The 22262-nt window shown below is 59.2% G+C and carries 28 protein-coding genes and 1 pseudogene; 11 read left to right on the top strand and 18 right to left on the bottom strand.

What is annotated here, in order from left to right; translation table 11 throughout:
* A pseudogene (locus tag AMS69_RS20360) lies at window positions 1-164 on the bottom strand (IS4 family transposase); the annotation flags it as partial.
* Window positions 165-898: 734 nt separating this feature from the next.
* Here AMS69_RS20360 and AMS69_RS18015 point away from each other — a divergent pair.
* A complete protein-coding gene (locus tag AMS69_RS18015) occupies window positions 899-1267 on the top strand; it encodes a hypothetical protein (protein WP_053969431.1) in 369 nt (122 codons plus the stop codon).
* A gap of 2 nt (window positions 1268-1269) precedes the next feature.
* The gene (locus AMS69_RS18010; protein WP_053969430.1) at window positions 1270-1521 is read left to right on the top strand and encodes a hypothetical protein; all 252 of its coding nucleotides are present in this window, start codon (window positions 1270-1272) and stop codon (window positions 1519-1521) included.
* Between the two features lie 6 nt (window positions 1522-1527).
* Here AMS69_RS18010 and AMS69_RS18005 read toward each other — a convergent pair whose 3' ends face one another.
* Window positions 1528-1845 (bottom strand): hypothetical protein, encoded by a 318-nt coding sequence (locus AMS69_RS18005; protein WP_053969429.1) that lies wholly within the window; start codon window positions 1843-1845, stop codon window positions 1528-1530.
* 290 nt (window positions 1846-2135) lie between these two features.
* Between AMS69_RS18005 and AMS69_RS18000 the strand changes: the two genes are divergently transcribed.
* Complete coding sequence (locus tag AMS69_RS18000; protein WP_053969428.1) at window positions 2136-3029, top strand: hypothetical protein; 894 nt, start codon at window positions 2136-2138, stop codon at window positions 3027-3029.
* Window positions 3030-3034: 5 nt separating this feature from the next.
* Here AMS69_RS18000 and AMS69_RS17995 read toward each other — a convergent pair whose 3' ends face one another.
* A complete protein-coding gene (locus AMS69_RS17995) occupies window positions 3035-6535 on the bottom strand; it encodes a tetratricopeptide repeat protein (protein ID WP_053969427.1) in 3501 nt (1166 codons plus the stop codon).
* Window positions 6536-6656: 121 nt separating this feature from the next.
* Here AMS69_RS17995 and AMS69_RS17990 point away from each other — a divergent pair, with 121 nt between their 5' ends.
* From AMS69_RS17990 to AMS69_RS17980, 3 genes are all read left to right on the top strand, one after another.
* Entirely contained in the window at window positions 6657-7064 is a 408-nt protein-coding gene (locus AMS69_RS17990; RefSeq protein WP_053969426.1) for a hypothetical protein, read from the top strand.
* A 70-nt stretch (window positions 7065-7134) separates the two neighbouring features.
* Complete coding sequence (locus AMS69_RS17985) at window positions 7135-8568, top strand: FAD-binding oxidoreductase (RefSeq protein ID WP_053969425.1); 1434 nt, start codon at window positions 7135-7137, stop codon at window positions 8566-8568.
* Between the two features lie 54 nt (window positions 8569-8622).
* Complete coding sequence (locus tag AMS69_RS17980; RefSeq protein ID WP_053969424.1) at window positions 8623-8820, top strand: hypothetical protein; 198 nt, start codon at window positions 8623-8625, stop codon at window positions 8818-8820.
* On the opposite strand, the gene AMS69_RS17975 is transcribed toward AMS69_RS17980, so the two are convergent.
* From AMS69_RS17975 to AMS69_RS17935, 9 genes are all read right to left on the bottom strand, one after another.
* On the bottom strand, window positions 8817-9092 hold the full coding sequence (locus AMS69_RS17975; protein WP_053969423.1) for a hypothetical protein: 276 nt from the start codon (window positions 9090-9092) through the stop codon (window positions 8817-8819). The two genes, AMS69_RS17980 and AMS69_RS17975, sit on opposite strands and share 4 nt — an antisense overlap.
* Window positions 9089-9328 (bottom strand): hypothetical protein, encoded by a 240-nt coding sequence (locus tag AMS69_RS17970; RefSeq protein WP_053969422.1) that lies wholly within the window; start codon window positions 9326-9328, stop codon window positions 9089-9091. Before AMS69_RS17970 ends, AMS69_RS17975 begins: the two co-directional genes overlap by 4 nt.
* The gene (locus AMS69_RS17965) at window positions 9328-9657 is read right to left on the bottom strand and encodes a hypothetical protein (protein WP_053969421.1); all 330 of its coding nucleotides are present in this window, start codon (window positions 9655-9657) and stop codon (window positions 9328-9330) included. The genes AMS69_RS17970 and AMS69_RS17965 overlap by 1 nt, the downstream gene beginning before the upstream one ends.
* 21 nt (window positions 9658-9678) lie before the next feature.
* Window positions 9679-10137 (bottom strand): hypothetical protein, encoded by a 459-nt coding sequence (locus AMS69_RS17960; protein ID WP_053969420.1) that lies wholly within the window; start codon window positions 10135-10137, stop codon window positions 9679-9681.
* 80 nt (window positions 10138-10217) lie between these two features.
* Window positions 10218-10511 carry a hypothetical protein gene (locus AMS69_RS17955; RefSeq protein ID WP_053969419.1) on the bottom strand — a complete coding sequence of 98 codons (294 nt, stop codon included), beginning with the start codon at window positions 10509-10511 and terminating at the stop codon, window positions 10218-10220.
* Entirely contained in the window at window positions 10508-10837 is a 330-nt protein-coding gene (locus tag AMS69_RS17950) for a hypothetical protein (RefSeq protein ID WP_053969418.1), read from the bottom strand. The genes AMS69_RS17955 and AMS69_RS17950 overlap by 4 nt, the downstream gene beginning before the upstream one ends.
* On the bottom strand, window positions 10834-11757 hold the full coding sequence (locus AMS69_RS17945) for a hypothetical protein (RefSeq protein ID WP_053969417.1): 924 nt from the start codon (window positions 11755-11757) through the stop codon (window positions 10834-10836). Before AMS69_RS17945 ends, AMS69_RS17950 begins: the two co-directional genes overlap by 4 nt.
* A 411-nt stretch (window positions 11758-12168) precedes the next feature.
* Entirely contained in the window at window positions 12169-12552 is a 384-nt protein-coding gene (locus AMS69_RS17940; RefSeq protein ID WP_053969416.1) for a DUF433 domain-containing protein, read from the bottom strand.
* Complete coding sequence (locus AMS69_RS17935) at window positions 12545-12865, bottom strand: DUF7342 family protein (RefSeq protein WP_162230997.1); 321 nt, start codon at window positions 12863-12865, stop codon at window positions 12545-12547. Before AMS69_RS17935 ends, AMS69_RS17940 begins: the two co-directional genes overlap by 8 nt.
* Before the next feature lie 319 nt (window positions 12866-13184).
* On the opposite strand from AMS69_RS17935, the gene AMS69_RS20355 reads away from it, so the two are divergent.
* Window positions 13185-13358 carry a hypothetical protein gene (locus AMS69_RS20355; protein ID WP_155119999.1) on the top strand — a complete coding sequence of 58 codons (174 nt, stop codon included), beginning with the start codon at window positions 13185-13187 and terminating at the stop codon, window positions 13356-13358.
* Window positions 13359-13367: 9 nt separating this feature from the next.
* On the opposite strand, the gene AMS69_RS17930 is transcribed toward AMS69_RS20355, so the two are convergent.
* Together AMS69_RS17930 and AMS69_RS17925 are read right to left on the bottom strand one after the other, a co-directional pair.
* Window positions 13368-14111, bottom strand: a complete 744-nt coding sequence (locus AMS69_RS17930; protein WP_053969414.1) for a recombinase family protein — start codon at window positions 14109-14111, stop codon at window positions 13368-13370.
* Complete coding sequence (locus AMS69_RS17925) at window positions 14108-14488, bottom strand: hypothetical protein (RefSeq protein ID WP_053969413.1); 381 nt, start codon at window positions 14486-14488, stop codon at window positions 14108-14110. The genes AMS69_RS17930 and AMS69_RS17925 overlap by 4 nt, the downstream gene beginning before the upstream one ends.
* A gap of 307 nt (window positions 14489-14795) precedes the next feature.
* Here AMS69_RS17925 and AMS69_RS17920 point away from each other — a divergent pair, with 307 nt between their 5' ends.
* A complete protein-coding gene (locus AMS69_RS17920; RefSeq protein ID WP_238378576.1) occupies window positions 14796-15341 on the top strand; it encodes a hypothetical protein in 546 nt (181 codons plus the stop codon).
* A gap of 75 nt (window positions 15342-15416) precedes the next feature.
* Here the strand turns inward: AMS69_RS17920 and AMS69_RS17915 are convergent, their stop codons facing one another.
* Window positions 15417-15782 carry a hypothetical protein gene (locus AMS69_RS17915; protein WP_053969411.1) on the bottom strand — a complete coding sequence of 122 codons (366 nt, stop codon included), beginning with the start codon at window positions 15780-15782 and terminating at the stop codon, window positions 15417-15419.
* A gap of 45 nt (window positions 15783-15827) precedes the next feature.
* On the bottom strand, window positions 15828-16145 hold the full coding sequence (locus AMS69_RS17910) for a hypothetical protein (RefSeq protein WP_155119998.1): 318 nt from the start codon (window positions 16143-16145) through the stop codon (window positions 15828-15830).
* 466 nt (window positions 16146-16611) lie between these two features.
* Here AMS69_RS17910 and AMS69_RS17900 point away from each other — a divergent pair, with 466 nt between their 5' ends.
* From AMS69_RS17900 to AMS69_RS17885, 3 genes are all read left to right on the top strand, one after another.
* Complete coding sequence (locus AMS69_RS17900; RefSeq protein WP_053969408.1) at window positions 16612-16965, top strand: hypothetical protein; 354 nt, start codon at window positions 16612-16614, stop codon at window positions 16963-16965.
* Between the two features lie 892 nt (window positions 16966-17857).
* The gene (locus AMS69_RS17890) at window positions 17858-18175 is read left to right on the top strand and encodes a hypothetical protein (protein WP_155119997.1); all 318 of its coding nucleotides are present in this window, start codon (window positions 17858-17860) and stop codon (window positions 18173-18175) included.
* Window positions 18176-18358: 183 nt separating this feature from the next.
* Complete coding sequence (locus AMS69_RS17885; RefSeq protein WP_155119996.1) at window positions 18359-18946, top strand: hypothetical protein; 588 nt, start codon at window positions 18359-18361, stop codon at window positions 18944-18946.
* A gap of 143 nt (window positions 18947-19089) precedes the next feature.
* Here the strand turns inward: AMS69_RS17885 and AMS69_RS17880 are convergent, their stop codons facing one another.
* The gene (locus tag AMS69_RS17880; RefSeq protein WP_053969404.1) at window positions 19090-19488 is read right to left on the bottom strand and encodes a hypothetical protein; all 399 of its coding nucleotides are present in this window, start codon (window positions 19486-19488) and stop codon (window positions 19090-19092) included.
* A 108-nt stretch (window positions 19489-19596) separates the two neighbouring features.
* Window positions 19597-22260 (bottom strand): DUF1156 domain-containing protein, encoded by a 2664-nt coding sequence (locus AMS69_RS17875; RefSeq protein ID WP_053969403.1) that lies wholly within the window; start codon window positions 22258-22260, stop codon window positions 19597-19599.
* Between the last annotated feature and the right edge of the window lie 2 nt (window positions 22261-22262).

The raw sequence follows: 22262 nt of genomic DNA, 5'->3' as shown, positions 1-22262 counted from the left end.
CGTCTAAACCCAGCGAGTGTTCGGCTCTCGCCTGCGGCGAAGCCGAACACGAGCGCCCACACGAGGACAGGAATCTGGAGCTTACCCTCTCGCTCGACCACGCCGAGTTCCTCGGCGTGCTCTTCGAGGAACTCAGAGGGAAACAGTGTAGTGAGCCGACGCATGATTCTCGATGAGGAGGCTCTGTTGGACACAGCTATCGCCTCCTCATTCCTCTCGAAAAGAAGCCTCGATAAGCCGCTGCTGTCACGCGGTTTCTCTCTTAGCTAAAGACGGATGGTTACCGGGGCTATACTGACTAACGTCTCCCAGGGGTTATCCGAGATGAGTAAGTGGTCGCATTCGTCTGTTCTGCCCTGTGCACACGATGGGCCCAAATGATTCTTGCGGTGTCACATACACGTCAGAAAGCGAGTCCATCCGGATTATCCACTGGAGGGCCTCGACGTGTCACAAACTCAAAAGCCAAGGGCCGGATTTGAACCGGCGATGGGCGGCTCTGCAGGCCTTGGGGGGTTGCGGACTCTACTCCCGCGAAAGAGCGGTTGAACGTCGCCGCTGGCCGCAAACGGGTTGATGCCGCTGATCCGAGACGCCGGTTCAAATCCGCCCCTTGGCTTTCTCTTCACCCGTGCAAGGGCATCCGTGACCAAGCCATCGCGTGGGTGCGTCGGCGGCATCGGTAGTCGTGGTCTATTGGGTAGACTGTACTCCGAGGTGATAAAGATCTGCACTTGACGGCCTAGGGCCGTGCGTGGTAGCCTGTACTCGGGGAGCATCAGACCCGTCCTCGTGCAAGTGGGTTGGTGACCCGGTTCGTCGGAGGTGCCGTCGGCAGGTTTTGAATGTGGAATTTTAAAAGGTGGCAGTTCCACAAAATCGGAGTGAAATGCACTGGATGGATGCTTTCGAGTCGCCGCTGAGTGAGTTCGCGGATGAGATCGACGCCGAACTGGAGCGGAAGGAACACCAGTTCGTCATCAGCCCCGAAGCGGAGGAGTGGGATGAAGATCACGCACAGGACGCGGCTGCGGGGATGAACGAGTCGCGGTGGAACGAGGATGACCGATTCCCTGACGTCATCGCAACCCCTGTTATCACCGGCGGAACTGGCGATGGTGAGGACATCAAGTACGGCGTGTGTGTGATGAAGGAGGAACGGTTCCGCAAGCACGAGGCTGCTGCCGACAAAGCCGTGGAGAACATCAACCAGAAAATTGCGGAGAGCGACGTGATTGACGTGAGTGGGTTCACGGGAGGAGAGTGACGATGGACGAAGAGTTGCCCAAAGACCCGATGTGGGAGTTGGTGGAGGAGTTGCGCGAGCGTATGGATGACCCGGATGACGTGTCGACGGGGCAGATGGGCGATGGGAGTGCGTACATCGTGCCCGCGGAGACCGAAGGGGAGGCCGAGGAAATTTCGGAGTGGGACGTGGAGGCGGCTGACGACGTTGAGGTGATGCAGACTCGCGTGGTTGACACCGAGTACGGTGTCGCGTTCATCGTCGAAGACGAGTGACAGCGGTCAGTCGTTGGACTTGACCAACTCTCGTGCCTCTTCGGTTGAGGCGGGGATATTCTCTACGCGACCAATCACGCGCCACGCGTCATCGTCGGCTTCAGTGAGGATGCGGGCAAGTTCGTCATCGTCGTCGGCGTCGTAGGCGAGGGTGGCGACGTCCTCATAACGCCCGATCAAGTCTCGTGCGGCTTCGCGTTCTTCGGGGGCGAAGTGCCAGTCTTCTCCGGTAGGGGTCTTCAGCGACAGTTTCGTTCCGAGTGGCGTTTCGTAGACCTTGAGTTCGCCGCCTTCGAGGATGTCGAGGACTTCGTCGAGGTTCATACTCGGGTAAGCCGTAGTCTATCCAGTTGAGGTTTTAGAAACATGTTCAGTCGTCGCGGTAGGAGATCCAGAGGTCTTCGGGTTCAGCGACGAGGTTGTCGCCCCGCGAGGTGAGTTCACCAGTTGGGCTTGTGGGGAATGTCTACAGTGAGTCAATTAGTGAGACAGTGCTTCATCCGCTGACTACACCCTGATACCCCTCGATATTGCAACCGATGCGGGGAAACTCCGATCTCGACTCTACGAACGAGAGTACAGGTTCTAGTCTGAAAATCAGTCGTCGCGCAGTATTGGCCGCGACGACTGGCCTCACGATTGGGCTGGCTGGATGCAGTAGCAGCGATCAGGACAATCCAGAGACAAACACCTCGAAGACTGATGCAGACGGCGATGGATCTTCTGATACCTCCTCGGGAGGTATCTTCGGCGAGATTGGCTTCGAAGGACGCGAACTCAAGGTAACCGTGTCCGACGATACAGTCGCACGAATCAATGTCGTCCAAGATGGAGAGCAAGTTGGTAGCGGGGAATTCTCGACTGGCGTCTCTACAGCGACTGTCTGGTCAGCCAACCAGACACTACACGGAGAGGAGTTCGAACTGATTGCCGTCGACGAGGAGGACAACGCAATCGCCTCGACAAGTACGTCGTTCTCCGCCCAGACCGAGGTTTCTCGACTTCGCACGCAGGCTCTGAAGAACGACCGTGAAGCTACTGAAGAGGCCGCCGAGGAGTACACTGAGGAGTTCGGCACTGCGCTCGTCACCATCGAAAACACGGGCGACGGCCCGCTGTTCATTAACAGGTGGGGAGCGCATAGTGACTCAGCAGTATTTCTCACCGACGGTGTTCCCAACACGACCACGCCAGCCGAGGCCGACGAGCGTCCGTCCGATCCGAGTGAGAAAGTGCTCGTCCCCGCCAACGGCTCCGCAGAGGTCGTCCCGTTCAGGCCACAGTACCTTCACGTGCGGTTCGTCACGCCCGGCGGTAAGACAGAGCACTGGCCCGAGTCTGTCCGCTCGATGGGCGAGTTCCCTGACGAGTACGCGGACGGTGACGAGGTTGACGTCTCGGTCGTCGTCAGGGACGACACTGGCGAACAGATCGAGGCAACCCTGACTGCCACCTACGACGGTGGCATCCTCGAGCCTTTCAACGTCCCGGCAGAGTTCTCCACGTAAACGACCTATACCTGCTCTTTTTTCACGCTACAGTAGCGAGACTCCGTTCGCTCAATCCGATCGATTGTACGCTGAACTCCGGCTTCGTGAGCCAGTTCCGTCGCCTCGTTGAGGTACGATCGACCACGATCTGAGTTACCTCGTTTGAACGCTACGAGCGACAGGACGCGAAGTGTTTCAGCAGCACCCTTCCTTCGGTCGGTCGAACGGTAGGTTTCCAGCCCGGCTTGTGCTCGTTCTTCCGCCTCCGACAATCGTCCCTCTTGATATGCGATTCGTGAGTCGATCTCGTCACAGGCAGCAAGGCCGGCCTGCGTTTCCATCTCTTCGGCCAGTGTTCGTGCTTCTTCGACGTGCTCCCGTGCAGAGTAGTACTGCTCTGCCTCCAGTTCGATACGGGCAAGGTTTCGATAGGCAGCCGCCACTCCGTATTTGTAACCGCTTTCTTCGAACGCGTCTAGACTGTCCTCGGCGTACTGCCGGCTTTGTTCCAGATTCCCGCGCTGGCGCTCGATTTCGCTGAGCAAATGGAGTGACTCTGCGACAACTCGCAGGACGTCCACCTCTCGACTCAGTTCGAGCGCCTTCGTCGCGTGGTCGACCGCCGTTTCGAGGTTTCCACGCTCCGACTCAACGCTCGCGATGTTCCACAGTGCGTTTGCTTCGGTGTGTCGTTCTCCTAATTCTCTGGCCAATCGCAGTTTCTCCCTGAACCGATCGAGTGCTCGCTCAAGTTCGCTCCTGTCTCGCGCCAAGACGCCCATATTACCCAGTGTATTAGCCTCGTTTCGACGATCGTTGATTTCACGGGAAAGATCAAGTGCCTGCTTGTATCGTTGGGTTGCACGATCGTACTTCCCGCGTTCCGAGAGAATCGCCCCGGACGCAGTCAAAGCACGCGCGCGTGCCTCTTTGTTTCCGACGCGTTTCGCTGCCTCGATACAGGCCTCGTACCGATCCAACGCCTCGTCGAAGTCGGCCCGTTTGTACGCAATATGGGCATAATCCAGTCGAGCAGGTGGCTCCCGGTCGTCGATGTCACCGTCCTTTACGACTTGGATGGCCTCTTCAGCGAACACAGCGGCTTCGTCCAGCTGACCTTGGTCACTGCGAATCGATACTTTGCCTGTCAAGCAGTCACACCGGAGTCGCTCGGCTTCGTCGGATGGGAGTTCGGTCAGCGAATCCAGCTTTCCTTCGAGCAACTCGTACTCCGCGAGCGCCGTGTCATGCATCCCGTGAACCTCGTACATCCGTCCTCGCCAACTGGAGATTCGAGCGGCCAGCACGTCGGAGCATTCGGACGGGAGCTCCAGATCCGTCTCCGAACTGGTGCCGAACATCGGTGCGAGTCGGTAATAGGTCAGACCGATCTGGAAGAGACGCGTGACGAACTCCTCGCTCCACGTTGTCGGATGGTATTCGATTTGACTGAGGTATGGAGTATCGTGTTCGATTTCCTTCGAGATACGGTCTCGATGTACTGGCTCGTCGACAAGAGATAGAACGGGCTGGATGGATCGTTCAAATCGCGTAGCTGGGTCGGGGGACGAGTGGACAAACTGTTCGAGAAAACGGACAGACCAGAGTTCGCTGTTCGTCCGATATTCACGCCCGAACTCCTCGTTCGTCGATTCGAAGAGGAGTGTTCCCTCTAACTTTTCGAGACTCCGAGAAACGACCTCCGTATCGTACTGGATAGACAAACTGTGGAGTAGTTCTGGAGCGATGGGGAGACCTGCAGCGTTGAAGACGTTGACGAGAAGAGCGAGATCGCCGAGGCAGTCCGACTCGGCGTTAACGAACTCGTCGTACCAGTACAGCACGTCTTCTTCGAAAGTAGTCGCCGTCGATGTCTCGTACGGCGCCATCGAGTCAAGTCTGGTCAACAAGAGCTGCTGAGCCAGAAACATCTCGCCCGGCCTTACCGCATCATCAGTGCGGCTGGTCTCGTGGACGCGTTCCACGATCGTTCCCCCGTCCAAGTCCATCGTTCCATCCGTTGCTTGGGCAGCCGTATCGACGAGACTCTGAGCTTCACGCTCGGTGAGTTCGGGCATCGACACCCGTGAAAGCACCTGCCGGCGAATGGAGTCCAACCGCGCATCTTTGAGAGGTTCTGTTGGATCGTCCCACTCCCGCTGTCGAGAGTCGAGCAAGAACGTCACATCACCGTCGTCTCTGAATGTCTCGACGACGGAGAGAATTTGACGGGACTCCAGACGGAGAGCGTCCTCAACGACTACCAACGTGTGGCCCTCAGAACGCTGTAGATAATCTTCAAGTGCAGCGACCGACTCGAAGGATCGACCGTGGTCGGCTTCACGATACACGACTGGGCCACGATCACGAACAGCCCACTCACGAGCGACCATCTTACAGACGGTGCTCTTCCCTGATCCCGGTGGCCCGAGGAGGACAGTGTCCGCTCCGTCGCGTAATTGGTCGATGAGTACGCTCGTCAGGGAGCGTTCCTCCCGGCCGTCCGACTCGATCGTCCGCTCGATGGCCAGCCCGTCGTCTATCTCGGCGAAGGAAAGCCCGACGCGTAGTGCTGTGTCAGGGGGAAGCCCATCCGATGCGAAGTCGGTCTCCGAGAGTAACTCGAAGCCCTCCTCACGAAGATCGAATGGGAACTTCCCTGATCCCGATGCTGTGTGTGGGGACTCGTTTCCCAACGGCGAGAGATGTGGCTCCTCTCTTGTCGGGATCGCTTTGAAATCCTCGGTTCGGTCAGTAGCTGTGGATTCAAGCTCACGAACCCGCCCGAGCGCCCACTCGACACCCGAATCATCGTCCGTTGCTAGACCGCCTTGCATCGCCCCGTCCTCAGAATACACGGTCACTGTAGCTTCACGGTTCGCTGACGGTGTGGAGACGATGATACCGTAAGAGGGGCCATTCACGAACTGGATGTCGACGTCTCCTCCGTTGGCAAGCTCGCCGAGTATCCCGGGGTAGTACGATAACAACGACTCGCCGAGGTCGGTCGAGACGAACAGTTTCAGTGACCCGTTTTCCTCGACCACGAGACGGCGGAAGACACGGAGGAGATGCGGGCCGGAGAGTGTCGGCAGATAGGCGTGGACGCGTCGACCGGTCGCTATCTGCTCCGAGATAACCTCGAGTGGCCGAAACGGCGGCGACTCCGCAGACCCAATCTTCCGAGCGTTCGCAACGAACTCTCGAGCGACCTCCTCGTCATCCGGAAGCGATTCGAGTAGTTGCCGGGCGCCGAATATCGAGCGAGCTTCGGATTTGTAGTCTCGGTACTGTTCAGTTAGGAGAGCACCGTGTGGTGTAACCGTATAGCCGTCTGTTCTCTTCTCTATCAGATCGGTCTCCTGCAGCTGACGAAGGGCTCGAGAGACCGTCGACCGAGAATGCGGAAGTTCGTCGACGATCTCGTTCGTCATCCACTCGCCATCAGAGAGTAACTCGAGAAACTCGATACGCTGCGCGACCCGATCGAGAACATCGTCAAGATCAGCCGAACTCTCTACCATTTGATGCCAGTTTCACAATCCCCGTACTATGAATTCGACGGAAGCGGCCGAACTTCCGACATAGTGTGTCGGGGAGTGAAGATAGGATGTCTCCGACGAACCATCCTGTTGCGAACTACCCATGACGGAAATCACGAACACTGACTACTTACACAACAGCCGACCCTTCGTCGTGCGAGCGGTTGGACAGGCCGATGACGGTCGTCGCATCGAAGGACTCGGAGCATCCTACCTAACGAGAGGTCGAGCAACGGACAAGGCGATCGCGGACGCCGAACAAAACGCCGAGCAGTTCGATGTCGGATTCCAAGTCCTGAACGTCGACTACCGGAAGACGGTGATCGCAGTCAAGGAGGACGAGTTCGATATTCAGAAGCGGACGCTGGCGTTCCCGCCGTACAAGGTTCGGATTTCTGCGTATCACGGTGAGAAGAGCGCGGACGCGTCGAGCAGCGGCTGGCTGCGCTTCTCGGGGACGCTCGGGAGTGCCGTGCGGAAAGCACAGTCGCGACTCGGAAAGTTCGACTGAACTGTATCAGGTGGTGAGTTAGTATCTCACCCGTTGACTACCTGATGGTACTGTGCCTTCTGACTCCTGAATGTCTGAACGTAAGCATCCACTTGGGACGGTTGCCGAACTCGATGAAGGGGCTATCAAGAGTCTCGACGACGACCTGCGCGGAGATCTGATTCTCCCTGATAGCGAAGAGTACGAAGATGCTCGTAACGTCTGGAACGGGCTGATAAACAAGTATCCCGCCATCATCACCCGCGTGAAAGGCGCAACCGACGTGGCGACCGCTATCCAGTTCGCTCGCGAGAACGGTCTCGAGATCTCCATCCGAGGCGGTGCGCACCATCAGGCTGGGAGTGCTATCGTCAATCAGGGCCTCGTGATCGACCTTGAGGACATGGACGGTGTTCATGTCGATCCCGAGGAGCAGGTCGCGCGCGTTGAGCCGGGCACCCGCGCCGAGGACGTGCTCGCCGAGACCCAGCAGCACGGCCTCGCGTTCCCCACCGGGAGTGCCGGCGACGTCGGCATCCCCGGTTCGACGCTCGGCGGCGGCATCGGCTGGATGCGCCGCAAGAACGGCCTCGGCGTCGACGCCCTCCAGAGCGTCGAACTCGTCACGCCCGAGGGAGAGCTGGTCAAGGCCTCGCCCGACCAGAACGAAGACCTGTTCTGGGCGGTGCGCGGCGGCGGTGGCAACTTCGGCGTCGTCACCAACTTCGAGTTCGAGCTGTACGAGGTCGGCCCCATCGTCGGCGGCCTCGGCATCTTCTACCCCGGTGACGTGGCCGAGGACGTGCTGGAGGCCTACCGCGAGTTCTCCGCCGACGCGCCCGAGGAGGCGACGACCATCCTACTCGACGCCGAGGTGCCCAACCTGCCGCCGATGCCCGACGAACTGGCCGGGCAGGACGCCGTCGGCATCCTCGGCTGCTACGCGGGCGACCCCGAGGAGGGCATGGAGGTGTTCGAGCCCCTCCGCAGCATCGCCGAGCCCATCATCGACATGAGCGAACCGATGCCGTACGAGATGCTCCACGACCTCGGCACTCAGATGTTCCCGTGGGGGCGCAAGTACTGCCACCGCTCGGTCTACGTCGACGAGCTGACCGACGAGGTGCTCGACATCTTCCACGAGCAGGCCGAGAAGGCCCCCTCGCCGCTGGCTGCCACCGGCATCTGGGCGATGGGCGGCAACGTCGGCCACGGCCCCGACGCCGCCTACCAGTGGGACGACAAGGAGTACATGCTCACCGTCGAGGCCAACTGGGAGGACTTCGACAACGCCGAAGTCTTCGAGTGGGCGCGCGAAACCGAGCGCATGCTCCGCGACGCCGGTGCCGAAGGCGCCTACGCCGGCTTCACGGGCGTCGAAGAGCAGGAGTGGGAGGACTGGGCCGATCAGGTGTACGGCGACGCCTACGACCGCCTCGCGGAAGTCAAGGCCGAATACGATCCGGACAACGTGTTCAGCCAGAACGTCAATATCTCCCCTCTGAAGCAACTGATCTCCCAGTAGGGGCGTCCCGTATTACGGACTCAACAGCGGTGGCCACACACTATTACCACCCGTTTGGGCCTCTTCGAAGTACCCAAGGGCCATCTGTACGGCGTCCCGCGGGGAATCAAATCGGGAATCGTGGTCGCGACCGTTATCGGCGATGTACTTCCGGGTGTGCTCGTAGACGGAGACATCAGCGTTGGTGTCGAATACGTAGTCTCCCGGCAGATGGTTTCCGGCCTCGATACCTCGAAGGTGATAGGGAGTTAAGCCTCGAAGTCATCAAGCCATTCCAAGACCTCGCCACGGACACGACGCGGGTACGCCCACGTATCGTCGTAATCCGGACGGTCGGGGTCTCGGAGGGTGAAGGCCCACGTCTGCGTCCAGTCTTCCACGCGAACGATGGTCTCGCCCTGTTCTGCGATGAACGCGGGCCTATCGGATTCGCCGATTGCTCCGTAGACGATGCCGAATCCCTCCTGCTCGAGTTCGTCGATGAGGTGCTGGAGTTCGTCCGGGAAGTCGGCGTAGCGGGTCACGCGTCATCACCGCCCTTCAGAGCCTCGTACTCATCCCATCGTTGCTTGAGAAACTCCTCCTCACCCGCGTTGACGCCTTTCAACTGGTGTGTGCTAACCGGGTCTGTCCAGACTTCGTCTCTGATCTCCTTGGGGGAGCCGTCGATAAATGCCACGTCGGGGTACTCGCGTAGGTACCACTGCACTGCCTTGGCGTGTGCGAGATGTAGTGCGTACTCGTCGATAGTGTATCCCATCACGAGTCATCACCGGCCTCTTTGACCGTCTCCGTGATTCCGAACGCGTACTGCGCGGCGTCCCGTGCGTTGTCGAACGCGGTCTCGCCGTCCGAGCCGCGAACGGCGTACTGCCCGAACGACTCGTAGACGGACGCGCCGCTGTGGATGTGGTGGACGTAGTCACCGGCGAGTTGGTTGCCCGCTTCAAGTTCGAGTCCTGCTTCTCGCCACCGCTGGGCGACTTTGCGGATGGCGTCGTTCTCGATTGCGTCGATGTCGCACGTCTCGACGCGATGCGGCTGGTTGTAAGTCGCTTCGTCGCTGTCGTAGGTTTTGTCTTCGCTCACTGCATTCTTACCGGGATTGAACTACCCGCGGATAAAGGTACAGACGAAAAACTGCTCAGCAGAAGGAGAATGGCCTCCGTCCAGATGACGCTCCAGTATGTCTCCCTCAATGTTGAAGGGTTCATCCCACGTCGCAACTTCGCACACGGCATCGAGAACAACGCCCCGCCTACCGACGAACACGCAAGACCCACGATGTCCGCGAGGATACAGGACGGACACTACCGCGCTGTCCTCACGCAGGTACACGCGTAGATCGACGACGCCACCATCCCGTTCGGGCTTGACAGTGATCGTGCCGGCGGGATAGGGATCGGTCTCCCAGATGTAGTTGGCGACGTGGAAGTCGCCGTCATCAGGGCCGTGTTTCGACGTTTCCGCGAAGGCATCATCCACGCGCTCTCTGATGTCGGTGAGTGTTGTGTGGAGCGTCCGCTTGTCGACGAATCCATTCAGTACCTCTTCGTCGTTCTGCGTCACGTTCCACCCGCTATTCAGCAGAAGCGATCGGATAAGGGCACTGTCCGAAGGGGTTAGAGAAACAGCGGACGCGGCGCGGCTCAGTCCGCCGTCGCGGTGGACGCCACCTCAACCCGCCTGTACTCAGAAGGGCGGTCGTCGAAGTCGTCGAACGTCGTCTGCTCTGGATGCATCTGCTTGCGGACGAGCGGCCCGTCCAGACCTCCAGCCGCGAACGTGAGCGCGTGCTCCGTGTACCACGCCCGCTCCCGGGTGAGCATCCACGCGTCACTCACCCTGACGAACGGGTACCGGTACGTTCGCGGGTTCTTTTTCGGCTTCGTGATCACCTCCGCGCGGTCGTCGTCCTTCTTCAGCCACGTTCCGTACTTCATCGTTGGTCACCTGCCTCCTCGGCGAGAACGTCGAAGTCGTCGCGAAGTACCTCGCACTCCGTGTGACGGGCGAGACGAACGACTGCCTTGTGTGTCTCTTCTACGTCGCCGCAATACGCGGTGTCCCCGATCATCATCCCCGGCACGTAGTCGATTACGACGACTCCCCCGTCACCCGCGACATACAGTTCGACGAAGACCTCGCCGTCACGGATGTCGAGTTGGGTGGCGGGGCGGCCCCCGGCGAGCTTCTCGGCGCCGGCGAAATCGACGAGCGGCTGGCACTCGGTGAGTGCCTCGTTGAGGAGAGACTCTACGTCACTCATTGTTGGTCACCCGCCTCCTCGGCGGTTGGGAACTCGTCGTCGTTGTGCGTCGTCTTCACGAGAGTGTCTCCACGTTTGGTGACCTCGATCTGCCAGAGCTTGCCGCCCTCAGCGACGGTCACCTCAACGTCCGCACCGCCCCACGAGATCAGCCAGCAGTCCTCGCGGCCACGACTCGTCACCAACATATCCGCCTGCTCGCCCACCTTGTCCTCGACGGTTTCCACAGACAGCTCAACGGCGGTGTCCGGCTCTACGCCGCCGTGAAGTGCCTCGTGGATGCGGCGCACGGCCTGCATCTCGGGGCAGGTCTCGGCATCAATCCGACGTAGCTCCGCGTCGAACGCGGCGAGCGCGTCGCCGTCAAGGAGCGCGATGTACCCGCACTCGGTACAGTCGGACGACACGTCGGCAAACTCTATCACATCTCCCTCCAGCGCGTTCACGTGCTCGCAGGATGGGCAGACGAAGCCGAAGTCACCATCGTCCGTCGCGGGAGTGAACGTCGTGCAGATGCCCGACGCGTCGGCGCCGGTCGCGCGCCCGGCCTGCTCGGCACCGACGGCGAAGGAGTACCAGTCGCTGGCTGCGTTGATGTAGGTCTCACAGAGAGCCTGCGTCGCCTCCGTGGCGTCGTCGGGGTCAGCCGTCGTCCAGTCGATGGTGAACTCATCCACCACGTCACCGCCACGACGCCGGATCTCGACGTGGTGACCGTCCTCGTCCTCGTTGATGCTGAACACGACTTCTGCGCGGACGTAGAACTTGCCGCGCGGCCCGCCAAGGCGCATCAGGAGGCCCATCTCGAGGCGGTCGTCGCTGACCTCCCGCGGGCGGATGCGATAGTTCTCGACGGGGGCTACGTCGCCCTGCCAGATTGCTCGGATACTGTGCTCGTTCTGTGACTCGTTCTCGCTCATTGGGGATCACGTTGGTTTGTCGTAGCGTCGTGGGTCACCTCGGGTGCGTCGTGTTCTTCTCATCCCTTCGTAGGAGATGGGGGCATATACGCTTTCAAACGAAAATCACTTTCAATCGGGGTAGGAGTCCTGTACCGCCATAATCCCATTTCTCAACGTGGTGAGACCGACACGTGAAACACGTGAAACAGGGAGTGGCAGATGAAACACGGTGGGGGTGCTAATCGCCGGACGGCAGAACACGTGAAACACACCCCCGGCTATACAGGACAGATGAAATGGGGGTGTGGTGTCTGCAGCCCTCGCGCCGACATTCAAGTACGAACCTGCCCGAAAAACATACCGGGTGGAAGAGGGAGGCCGCCCGGGACGATGACGCCGGCACGGGACGGGAGGCCCGTGCCCCCGCGCCTATTCCTCGCCGAACCGAGTGTCCCCATACCTTCTCCAGTCCTCGACGATGTCGGCGAGCGCCCGCTGCGCCCGCCTGTGAAAGTCCGCCACGTCCTCGGTGTCAAGCTCCGGCCCCGCGACGCCCTCGGGGTAATCCCGGTCGGCCATCTCCTGCATCCCCAGCGCGCGCTCCTCGATCAGGCTGGCCATCCACTCCTCGCGGTTGGCGGCCCACGCCAGCGCCGCCGTTACGTCTGCCACTTCGAGATCACGCTCGTCCGCGTACTCCTCGATAGTCACGTCGGTGCCACCGATCTGCAGGGCGACAGACAGCACGGAGATCCGACGGCCCGCGATGCGCGGCTCGCCATCCTCGGGTACCTCGACGTGCGCGTTAACCATCGAACACCTCCTCGATCATCTCGCGCACGTGCTGGTTCTTCCGCCAGTAGTACGCGACACGCCTCCTCTGCTGGCGCTCGTCCGCGTCCATCCCCTCGGCGATGGTTGCCTCCAACTCGTCCGGGCCGTCGACGCCGTACTCGTCCTGCCACTCGCGTTCCTCCTCGTCCTGACGGGCGAGTTCCGCCCGCAGATCCTCTTCAGGGAGGTCGGCCAGCTCCTTGCGCTTCTCCTCGCGCAGTTTCTCTTCGTCGTAGTCGGGGAGCGACAACGGTTCCGTTTCGCCGTCGTCGGCTTCGATGTCCTCAAGCATACACGCGTCTACGCGGTCGCGGCACTTCGTTCCTGTCAACATATATATGGATAGTCAAGGGCAGTAGGACGGGAGCGTAGTCCGCCCGCCGAACGCGGCGGACGGAAGCTCCTCCAGAACCGTGGAGATGCCGCCCGAGGCGCACGGACGGGGACTCCACCTAGCCCATCACCGAAGCGGGTGTCGGAGTGGGCGTTGCGTTCCTCCAACCCGCCCGGCACACGCGTCTCCATCGGCGAGCATCAAAAACGCTGCCCCGCGGGCATTAACGCCGGCTACACGCCGGCACTTATCCGACAGGGTAGGCACCAAAGCAGGTATGGACGAACTCGAAGAAGTCAAAGCGAAACTCGCCATGGCGGCCAGCGGCCTCGCCAAGACACACGAGAACGCCGAAGGTCTCGACGAGGTGGACGACGAAGCCCTCGCCGACATCGAGAACGCGAGGGAATCCGTCCGTAGTGCGTTGGAACGCGTCGACAACGAGGAGTAGCTCGCCGAGTCAGTCGTCGGCGGGCGCGGGTGCCTCGTCCGGCCAGACGACGCGCCTCTCCCATCCGATCTTCGCGCCGTCATCGAGAGCCCGGTACTTGTCAACCCGGTCAATCACTCGGCGTACAGTCCCCCGAGAGAGTCCGGTCTCCCGAGCAAGCCCGCGCTTCGAGACCTTGCCGTCTGACTCCTCCCATCGCTCAACAACTTCCATCACGGCGTCCCACTCGTCGTTGTGGGCGGGGACGAGGTACCTGCCGGCGTCATCGAACTCGGTTCCCGTCCACGGCCGCCCCTGATACTCGCCGCGGTCAATCCGCCGCTCGATCTCCTCGATGGCGTCCTCGATCTCCGCCTGCTTCTTCGCGTCGTCGGCGGCAGCCAGCATAGCCTCCTTTGCTGCGGCCCACGGATCGGAGATGTCGATGCGGTCGCGCTGGTGGCTGTGCAGTTCGACGCCGCGCCGTCGCATCGTGATCATCAAGTCCATTCGCTCGTCGAAGTCGCGCCCGAGGCGGGAGAGCGACTTGACGACAACCGCATCCACGTTACCGGCCCGGATCCGGTCGATCAACGACTGGTAGGCGTCCCTGTCCGGATCGTAACCACTCTCGTGTTCTCCGTCGTTGTGGATGGCCTGAAGTTCCAGCTCGTCGTGTTCCCGGCAGTAGTCGGTGATAAGCCTCCCCTGCGTCGGGATGTTGTCCTCGGCGCCGGACTGGGAGAGACGCGTGTAGCCCTCTGCTCGCTTCACGAGTCATCACCCTCCTCCTCGGAGATGAACTCGGGTCGGACGGGATGCTTCTCGTTCAAGTCGAACCTCCAGATCACCTTGTCGGCGTCCGCCGCCCCCTCGCCGCGGAGGACATCGACGGGGATAGCGGTCGCGCGACTTCCCTCCGAACGCTTCTGGATGGAGGTGGTGCGGCTGTAGATGTCGTCCGCGCGCTCATCAGACGCGCGCCCGAACTCGACGTAGATGCGGCGGTCGTCATCGTAGAGCCAGCGCACTTCGGCGTCCTCGACGTCGGGGGCTTGAGTCCACATCAAGATTCGCGGGGGGATGGTGGTTCCGCGGGAGCCACCGAGCGGCCAGATGTCGGTCTCGAACTCGTTTTCGCGGTCTTCCATCAACGTGTGTAATTACGTGTCTAATCTTTATAAGCTCAGTTCTGGGCTACTGATGTGGCCAGAAACCCCGGTATCTGACCACCCCTGAGCATCGCTCGCCGAGAATAGCAACCCGTTGCGCTCAGGTCAGAACTAGATCCCTGCCCGTCCAGCCGGGGTCGGGAACTCCTGACTACTGGAACACCTCCCTGACATCTTGGTTCTTGGAAACGCGGACAGAACAGACGGGTGGCACCTTGATGAACTCCATAGGCGATACGCCTCGTCAACAACCGAGCACACTCGGCGGTAGTTACTTCGAGTTGAAATGAGAACGCGACGAACAGAAATGGGGCTACTGGAACAGCTACGGGGACTCCATGGCCGCGTTAAGCGCAGTAAATACAAACCTTGGCAGGTCTACCTGCTCGCAGCAGCCATCGTAATTTGTGCCAGCCTCTACTTCGACATCGTCCTACTCACCGATGCCCTCCGCTCGCTTGAGGGAGCCGCTTCGGGGCTCCAATGGATCGTGATTCTGGCCATCCAAGGAGTCCTGATCGGGTTCGTCGCCGAGTACCTGTACGAGCAAGGAGATGGGTATGCGAAAGTTGGAAGCAACGAGTTCGACTCAAAGGACAAAACCCTCGCCGCTCGCGTGGGCATTATGACCGGCGTATCCGCCGTCATCACTCTCGCTGTACCTTCTGCCGTCCGGAGCGTCGCCGAGTACCTTGTGATCCAGACGGTGGGCGCAGTGATCGTCCTCGGTATCCTGCTCGTCCACGAAAGCTCCAGTGACTGGAACCCAGAAACGGAGTGGCCCGCCCTCGCTGCCGGGGTATTACTCGCAACCGCACCAACCGTCCTCTAGGATCGCCACTCTCCATGTGGAGTGTCCGCGGTCGCCGGGATCGCGGACACTACCCCAGCCACTATCACCGATGAATCAACGCAACCAACGCGGGTTCTTCCGGGCCTTCTCCGTCAACCCCTCGACTTCTTCGAAGTAGACGTGGTACCGGTTCCGCCGGACACCCTCGTCACTCACCTCCAATTCCCCATCCGAGAGACGCTCCCTGACCACTGACTGCACCTGATCGACATCCGTGTCGGCGGCCGACGCGATCCACTCTATCGAGCGCCAACGCGGGTACTCCCCTTTGAGGACGTGATCGACTCGATCCTCGGGCGTGTAGTCTGCCGGGTAGTCAGGTTCCAACTCGTCGGGGTCATCCGGCGGCATGAATGCCTCCTTCGCGCGTTCCAACGCCTCGTCAAGTGCGTCCACATCGCAGGCATCGTCGTCGGTCATACCACTTTGATAACTCTGCCGCTACTTAGACGCCGGCACCAGCCGTCAGCGAGCAGCACTTACCGCCGACGACAGCAGACGTCCAGTCGTGATCTCCTCAACTTCGTACTCGACACAGATCCGACGGCGGATCAACCGCTCGACCTCGCCGCGCGCGTGATACACGACTACCACCAACTCGCCGTCGTGCATCGAAGGAAACAGAACCATCACCCATGAGGACGGGAGCGGCTGGTAGTAGTCCTGCACGAGGTACTGGTATAGGTCTCGCGCCGCATCGACGTGCGCCCGACTCGCCGGACGCGTGTAGACGTACCCGCACTCGTTACAACCCAACCTTCGTGGTGTACGGTACGTCGTCACCACCATAACACTACGCCGCTGACCGGCAAAAGAGGCAGCCAGCGAGTATCAGAACTGAGGCGGTCGCTGGGAATACTCGCACGCATGTGACCAGTTCAGGCTCGAACTGGAGTGTGGCCACCGAACCCCATCCATCTCCTCGTCGACATCCACATAGAACTCTTCCTCCACACCTTCTGAAAGAGAGATGGGACGGTAAAGTGCGTCCTGCGTGTGCTTCTTTGTAATCGACTCCAACTCCTCCAACGCAGAGGGACGCTTCTTGCGCCACCGATTCACGACTCGCTGGTGAGCTCTGATCACTTCGCGAAAGCAGTTCTCATGTCGCCTCGTGTCCTGCATCAGCATCACCAGTTGGGGGCCCTCTATGGGATAAGCGGACTGACCGGGAGCATCCTTCCAAATCGCCTACTCGGCAGATCCAGCACAAACCCATTTTTACGATGATGGGCAAAGTCGCGTCGGAATGCCCGAGACCCCCGACGAATACGACGAAATGAGCACTGCAGAAGGACAGTCAGCAGTTAGCACCGGAACGCGTATCATGGAATTCGCAGCCGAAGACGGAGACACCTTCACCGTCTTCGAACGTATCAGAGGTGGATACGTGGGGCGGCACATCTCCTCCGATGATACAGAAACCTTCTACGAAATCAAGCCAGACAAAGTGGCTCAAGAGATCACAGGATGGCCGGGGCAAGTAGAGTCAGAAGCCGCTGAAGTCGCAACTCAACCACTAATGGCTGCTGGTTGGGAGATCACCTACTATGACGAGGAAAATGCCGCGATGCGAATGCAAGACCTCTACCGTGAGGACTAATCTTCGTGGGTGAGCAACCGCCTATCTGGATACCGTGATCCAGATACTCTGTACAGTTGATATTCCTCGAGATAATTCGGCAGCCTCGCCTCTCCAGTACTCTCGACTCCGAGAACAGAATCGGCGTCCTCGTTCTCGGCAGCACGGACACCTTCGTTGCAGAACTACGAACTAAGTCAAGTTCGCTTCGTAATCTCGCAACAGATTCATTCAGTTATGTCCGGGGTCGCTGGGATTCGTTACTAACGGGCCCTTGAACCCACCGAGGACGAGGTAACAAAGAAAACGTGGTCACACGGTGACAACCGGGCACTACAAATCAACCTGCTTGTAGCTGTGAAAGAACGCTCCCTCCTCGGTCACACACTCGGATGTAGCCGATCGGATCACCCTCATACTTCTCGCCGGGTTCGACGTGGTCATAAGCGCGTTTGCCACACTCAGGGCACTCGTCCACAGGCTTCCCATTAAGCACCACGCCCGACTATTCCTCGCGTAGACACCGTAAAAGCCGGCACGCGTCGTCGCAGAAAGTCTGAACCAGAGGTCGGGGGCGACGGCAGCGACAGAGGAACCTTGGTCTTGCATCTCGACGACAGCCTCCGTACCAAACTCGTCTCCCCTAACTCGACGAGCGTTACCTCTGCTCGCTGTACCGCTCGCCGATGTGCTCAATGAACTACTCCTCACTATCCACGGCGTTATCGACGTTCTTGCCGAGCGTGATCACGCTGAACGCAACGACGGCCGCATCACCTACAACTCAGACTAACTCTCGAGCGCGGTCGGTACCAAGGTACCAGAGAAAATAGAGGTACCAGCGTACCAACCTACTCTCGCACGAGACCCTGATTACATCTACCGTCTCGAATACGTGGAACCCCCTCGGACAGTGCCCTTAACCGACGCACTCCCTCCATCACCAACTGCAGTCGTGGAAGACACATACATCGACGAAACAGGCACGGAAGTCGACAGAGAAAGTGTAGTCGCGGTATTTGACGACGCAGACGTCTATACCATCATCGAAGTCAACAATCTCGTACTCCGCCGCGTCTGGCGGTTCGAAGACGCCAAGACGGCCATCGATGCACGGGAGTACCTCACTCGCGAGAACGAAGCCAGCTACACCCTCATCTCAAAATCACCAGAAGAGGCCATCGAAACCGCGATACAGAGCCCACTTCTCGAAGTCGACATCGATAGCTGACCGTTACCCGTCTGGGTTACAGTCCTCGCACTATGCGTCCGGCTCCATCAGGGAGTGACGGTGCGTGACTCGACACCTATCAAATGGTCTCCTCCCTCCACGTTCCGCAACCGCCCGAATTACACCCTGTCCGAGCAGCCTGCTGCGCAAACCCATTTTTACCATTACTGGCTACCCGGGGCCGTGACGGAGGACATAGACGCTCCCGAAGAAACTGGCACAGGCAAGAAGGCAACCTCTCGCTCAAATGGGAATGAAATCAGCGCCTCTGCAGCCGAATTCGTAAGGGAGAGACGCCATTGTTCCCCAGTCCATGAATACGTAGCAGATCACGGTGTGTCGGTGCCGAGTACCAACGTCGAACACACCAGCCTTGAAGGACGGAACATCGCACTATCGCAAGACGTGACCGACGACGAGCGAAAACTCATCGCCGAGGCCATCCGAGAAACCAAACCGCAAAAGAAGGCTTGCTTTGCTAACGCGATTCAATTGTGGAAATACGATCATCGGTTTGCATATGCAGAGGGATTTGCCGTGCCACCCGGCTTCGACGTTGCAATCGAGCATGCATGGTGTCTTCTTGATGGCGAGAAGCTCGTCGACATCACAATAGAGTTTGACGACTACTTCGGCGCGGTCGTCACTGACGAGGACACGCTTGCGCACTATACAAGGGATGACGAGCTTGGTCACGGTGTCATCGGCAACCACCACGACCATTACCAGTTCCTCCGAGAGCGAGGCTACGCCCACGCACAGGAGATGTAAAACTGTGAAAGCAACTCCTCACTAACCCCGTGGTGGATTTTCCACGAAGTCTACGAGCCTTGTACGATTCTTAAGGTCGACACCTTGCTCCGAATACCGAGATCGGCATCGGACAAAAGCCCTACCCCGACGATTAAACGCCTCTACGAAGTGACGTTCAGGTGGCTCGAATACCAGCCGGCGCCCTCTTGATCAAGTGCCCCATGGAAGACCTTGTTCAACTGAACGTCCCCGTCGTCATCTGGGATGACCGGCTCATCCCAGAACTCGACGTCGTCGACGACGAACTGAACGCGCGGGTTCTGGTTCAGGAGGAAGTTGACGCGTTCGGAGAGTAGCCGGTGGAGATGATCGCATATTTCGTCAGCATCTTCGGCGCCCCGGAGATAGGAGTCGAGGCCGTACACAGTCACGTCAAAGGGGATGTCGCCCATGGAGTTAACCCGGCGAAGAAACTCGACAATACTCATCTCGGTGTCGAAGGTATCCCCATCTTCGAGAACATCGCGCGAGACGACGTGGTATCCAATGTCGAAGTTCATCTGATTACTGTCAACTGAGTCGTTATACCACTTAAACCCGGCTCCTTGATCGTTACAAGATGTCGCCTCAGCTGGGGTCACCGCCAGCCGGATCCGGGTACTACCGGCTTAGCTGAAGTCTTGTAGGTCGAGCTGGGTGTCCGACCGTTCTTCTACATAGTCCGCGATGTCGGCGTAGTCATCCTCATTCTCGATTTCCGCGAGGCGGCGCAGCGCGGCAATCGATCCCTCTGTCGTCCACTTCCCGAATTTCTGTGCGAGCTGGTCGGTCTCGAACAGGTACTTGAGGTAGTGGGCTTGGTCGATGGCGAGCGGGTCACGTTTATTCTCGATCCGGTCGGCACGCTTCCCGGGGGATAGGATACGGAGCTGGTCGCCGTCCTGTTCAAGGAGGCTCTCTGTGACGAGTTCGGAGACGTCGACGCCGCGTGTGCGGAGATCTTTGTTCAGCGCGTTATAGGACACGGTATTCCCCCGACCGAGCACGTACGTGAGGTAGATGGCGCTGAGGGTGTCCATCTCGTCGCTCATGATCTGGACGCGTTCGGCCATCAGCTGTTCGTCGACGATGTCGCGTATCGTTTCGAGGGCCTGCTCGACGGACATCTGTTCGCCGTCGGCGGTGACGTTCGGGTAGTGCTCGGAGTACACTTCGAGGCACTTGCCCATCGTGACAGCGAACACGTCGCCCTGCGTGAGCCGCGACCCGCTCTCTTCGAGGCGGCTGATCTCCTCGCTAGCGCGGAAGTAGATGTCGTCCTCGAGCGAGCGCCAGCTCACTTCCTCCGGATCGTCGTCGCGGTCGCGGCAGACAACGATCATGTCGTACTCGATGTTGGCCTTGTCGTGGATGTGGGTGCTCCCACGCATCTCGCCGCGAATCGGGTACAGAGCGGTGACGTAGAACCCAGCGTCAAGGACGGACTGGAGAACGGTACTCCAGCCCTCGGTGGACTTGTGGTGGTACGTGAACGCCATCACACCGTCGTCCTTCAGCTTCTGGTTGGACTGGTCGAAGACGTTAGTTAGACCCGTGACGAAGTGTTCCTCGTCGCGGTAGGTGTCCACGCTATCCTCGCCGGCTGGGTCACTAACGACCTCGCTAGCCTTGGGAGTGAGTTCGGCGGTGAAGTGATCGTACTTATCTTCGAGGACTTGCTTCAGCCAGACATAGTAGAAGTCCGCCGTCTCGGAGTACATCACGTTGTCAAAGTACGGCGGGTCGGTGATGACCGCGTCTACGCTGTTATCCTCAATGGGGAGGTACTCGGAAGTTCCGCACCGAAGGTGTACGTTCCCCTCTTCGCCAAGATCGTCAGGATCGTCAACGAGGATGCCTTCGATTTTCCCGACGCCATCCTCCTCCTTTGTCTCTCCGTCTTCGACGTACTTCTCGTACGGATTCTGGCAGAACTCCTTCCCTGCACGCATCTTGTCGAACTCACCCGTGAATGTCCCACGGCCGTACTTCGTTCCCCAAACGTTGTTCTCAACCGGGGTATGTCGTGCGGTAATCGTGTGACGCTTGTAGATCCCGGTCAGTTTGTTGTAGGGCTTATCGTACTCACAGAAGAGGTTGTTATAGGCCAGTGAACTAGAGAACGCTAACAGCAGGAACTCTTTGAGATTCTGATCATCTAGACCGTTGATTTCTGCCAACAGCTTCGAGAGGCAGAGCAACTGCCGGTCGTTGAACATCTGATCATAAGTTTCGAATCCGTGTTTCCGAGCGCGGTCAGAACTCCCACGATAGCGTTCCGTGGTTGGGTACGGCAAATCGTCTTGCTTCTCGTCCAGTTCGGCAGAAGCTTCCGCAAAGAGATTCCGGTCGAATTCGGTCGCCGATTTGTACCCTTTCTCGTCGGCTTCCGGGCAATAGTATTCGACAGCGTAGAGTGATTGATTTGCTTTCCCGAACCGTTCTACGCTCTCAATGATCGACATCTCTGGGTGCTCATCGCAGTGGGGGCAGGTGTACGTACCCCGACTTACGTTGCCCGCATCACTGGGAACATACTCGTGTGAACACTCAGGACAAGTGGTCTCCGTCCGGTAGTCATCGGTCTCAAAGACGTGCCAGCAATCGGGACACGCGACGTTGTAATGATCGTCTTTGGATGAACGGGCGTTTGAGATCCGGTAGTCCTTGAATAGCGGAACATCTTCCCCACAGTTCCGACAGGGAAGTTCATTGACCCAGAAGTGGTACATCGAGTCCGCATAGTGATCGTCGCCCTCGCAGTGCGGGCACTCAGTGCGGTAGTAATCCTGAATCTCTTGACCGACACTTTCTTCAATACTCGCTAGGGTTGCGTCAAGTTCGTCGAGGTCGACCGATTCAACCTCCTTCTTCACGACGAACCACGCAACAGGGTTCAGTTCACTCCCGATGGCATTGCACCCCATCCGAATCGACTCTACGATGCTTGTCCCTCCTCCCATAAACGGATCGAGGATGGTTTTCCCGTCGAAGTCGACATCTTCGAGGTAATATTCCCACAACGCGTCAGGATTCTCCCAGTCAATCTCCGGAAGACCGTTGTCCTCACCGAATGTGGACTGACGCTCGCCGTCGACCGTCATCTCCTCGTCTGCGAGAGCGTACAGGATCATCGTCCGGAACACCGACCCAAGGCGGCGCGCCCACCACTTGTGCATCGTGTAGACGGGCCGGTAGTAGCGTTTCGCGTGTGCTTCCTTCTCCGCAATCTCGTTCACTTGGTCGATAGGGAACGAAATTTCGAGGGGTCGACGGTCGTTGTCTTCGGACATAG

Origin of the sequence: Haloarcula rubripromontorii (genome assembly GCF_001280425.1) — an archaeon.
Lineage (GTDB): Archaea > Halobacteriota > Halobacteria > Halobacteriales > Haloarculaceae > Haloarcula > Haloarcula rubripromontorii.
The sequence above is the reverse complement of the archived record's forward strand: the minus strand, read 5'-3'. Positions and strand labels throughout refer to the sequence as shown.

Bases quoted from the DNA above. Each gene is read 5' to 3' on its own strand.
- AMS69_RS18015 (WP_053969431.1), top strand. From the start codon at position 899: ATGGATGCTTTCGAGTCGCCGCTGAGTGAGTTCGCGGATGAGATCGAC.
- AMS69_RS17940 (WP_053969416.1), bottom strand. From the start codon at position 12,552: ATGGTTAACGCGCACGTCGAGGTACCCGAGGATGGCGAGCCGCGCATC.
- AMS69_RS17985 (WP_053969425.1), top strand. From the start codon at position 7,135: ATGTCTGAACGTAAGCATCCACTTGGGACGGTTGCCGAACTCGATGAA.
- AMS69_RS18005 (WP_053969429.1), bottom strand. From the start codon at position 1,845: ATGAACCTCGACGAAGTCCTCGACATCCTCGAAGGCGGCGAACTCAAG.
- AMS69_RS17950 (WP_053969418.1), bottom strand. From the start codon at position 10,837: ATGAGTGACGTAGAGTCTCTCCTCAACGAGGCACTCACCGAGTGCCAG.
- AMS69_RS17875 (WP_053969403.1), bottom strand. From the start codon at position 22,260: ATGTCCGAAGACAACGACCGTCGACCCCTCGAAATTTCGTTCCCTATC.
- AMS69_RS17970 (WP_053969422.1), bottom strand. From the start codon at position 9,328: ATGGGATACACTATCGACGAGTACGCACTACATCTCGCACACGCCAAG.
- AMS69_RS17955 (WP_053969419.1), bottom strand. From the start codon at position 10,511: ATGAAGTACGGAACGTGGCTGAAGAAGGACGACGACCGCGCGGAGGTG.
- AMS69_RS18010 (WP_053969430.1), top strand. From the start codon at position 1,270: ATGGACGAAGAGTTGCCCAAAGACCCGATGTGGGAGTTGGTGGAGGAG.
- AMS69_RS17900 (WP_053969408.1), top strand. From the start codon at position 16,612: ATGCCCGAGACCCCCGACGAATACGACGAAATGAGCACTGCAGAAGGA.
- AMS69_RS17915 (WP_053969411.1), bottom strand. From the start codon at position 15,782: ATGACCGACGACGATGCCTGCGATGTGGACGCACTTGACGAGGCGTTG.
- AMS69_RS17880 (WP_053969404.1), bottom strand. From the start codon at position 19,488: ATGAACTTCGACATTGGATACCACGTCGTCTCGCGCGATGTTCTCGAA.
- AMS69_RS17995 (WP_053969427.1), bottom strand. From the start codon at position 6,535: ATGGTAGAGAGTTCGGCTGATCTTGACGATGTTCTCGATCGGGTCGCG.
- AMS69_RS20355 (WP_155119999.1), top strand. From the start codon at position 13,185: ATGGACGAACTCGAAGAAGTCAAAGCGAAACTCGCCATGGCGGCCAGC.
- AMS69_RS17925 (WP_053969413.1), bottom strand. From the start codon at position 14,488: ATGGAAGACCGCGAAAACGAGTTCGAGACCGACATCTGGCCGCTCGGT.
- AMS69_RS17990 (WP_053969426.1), top strand. From the start codon at position 6,657: ATGACGGAAATCACGAACACTGACTACTTACACAACAGCCGACCCTTC.
- AMS69_RS17945 (WP_053969417.1), bottom strand. From the start codon at position 11,757: ATGAGCGAGAACGAGTCACAGAACGAGCACAGTATCCGAGCAATCTGG.
- AMS69_RS17935 (WP_162230997.1), bottom strand. From the start codon at position 12,865: ATGCTTGAGGACATCGAAGCCGACGACGGCGAAACGGAACCGTTGTCG.
- AMS69_RS17920 (WP_238378576.1), top strand. From the start codon at position 14,796: ATGAGAACGCGACGAACAGAAATGGGGCTACTGGAACAGCTACGGGGA.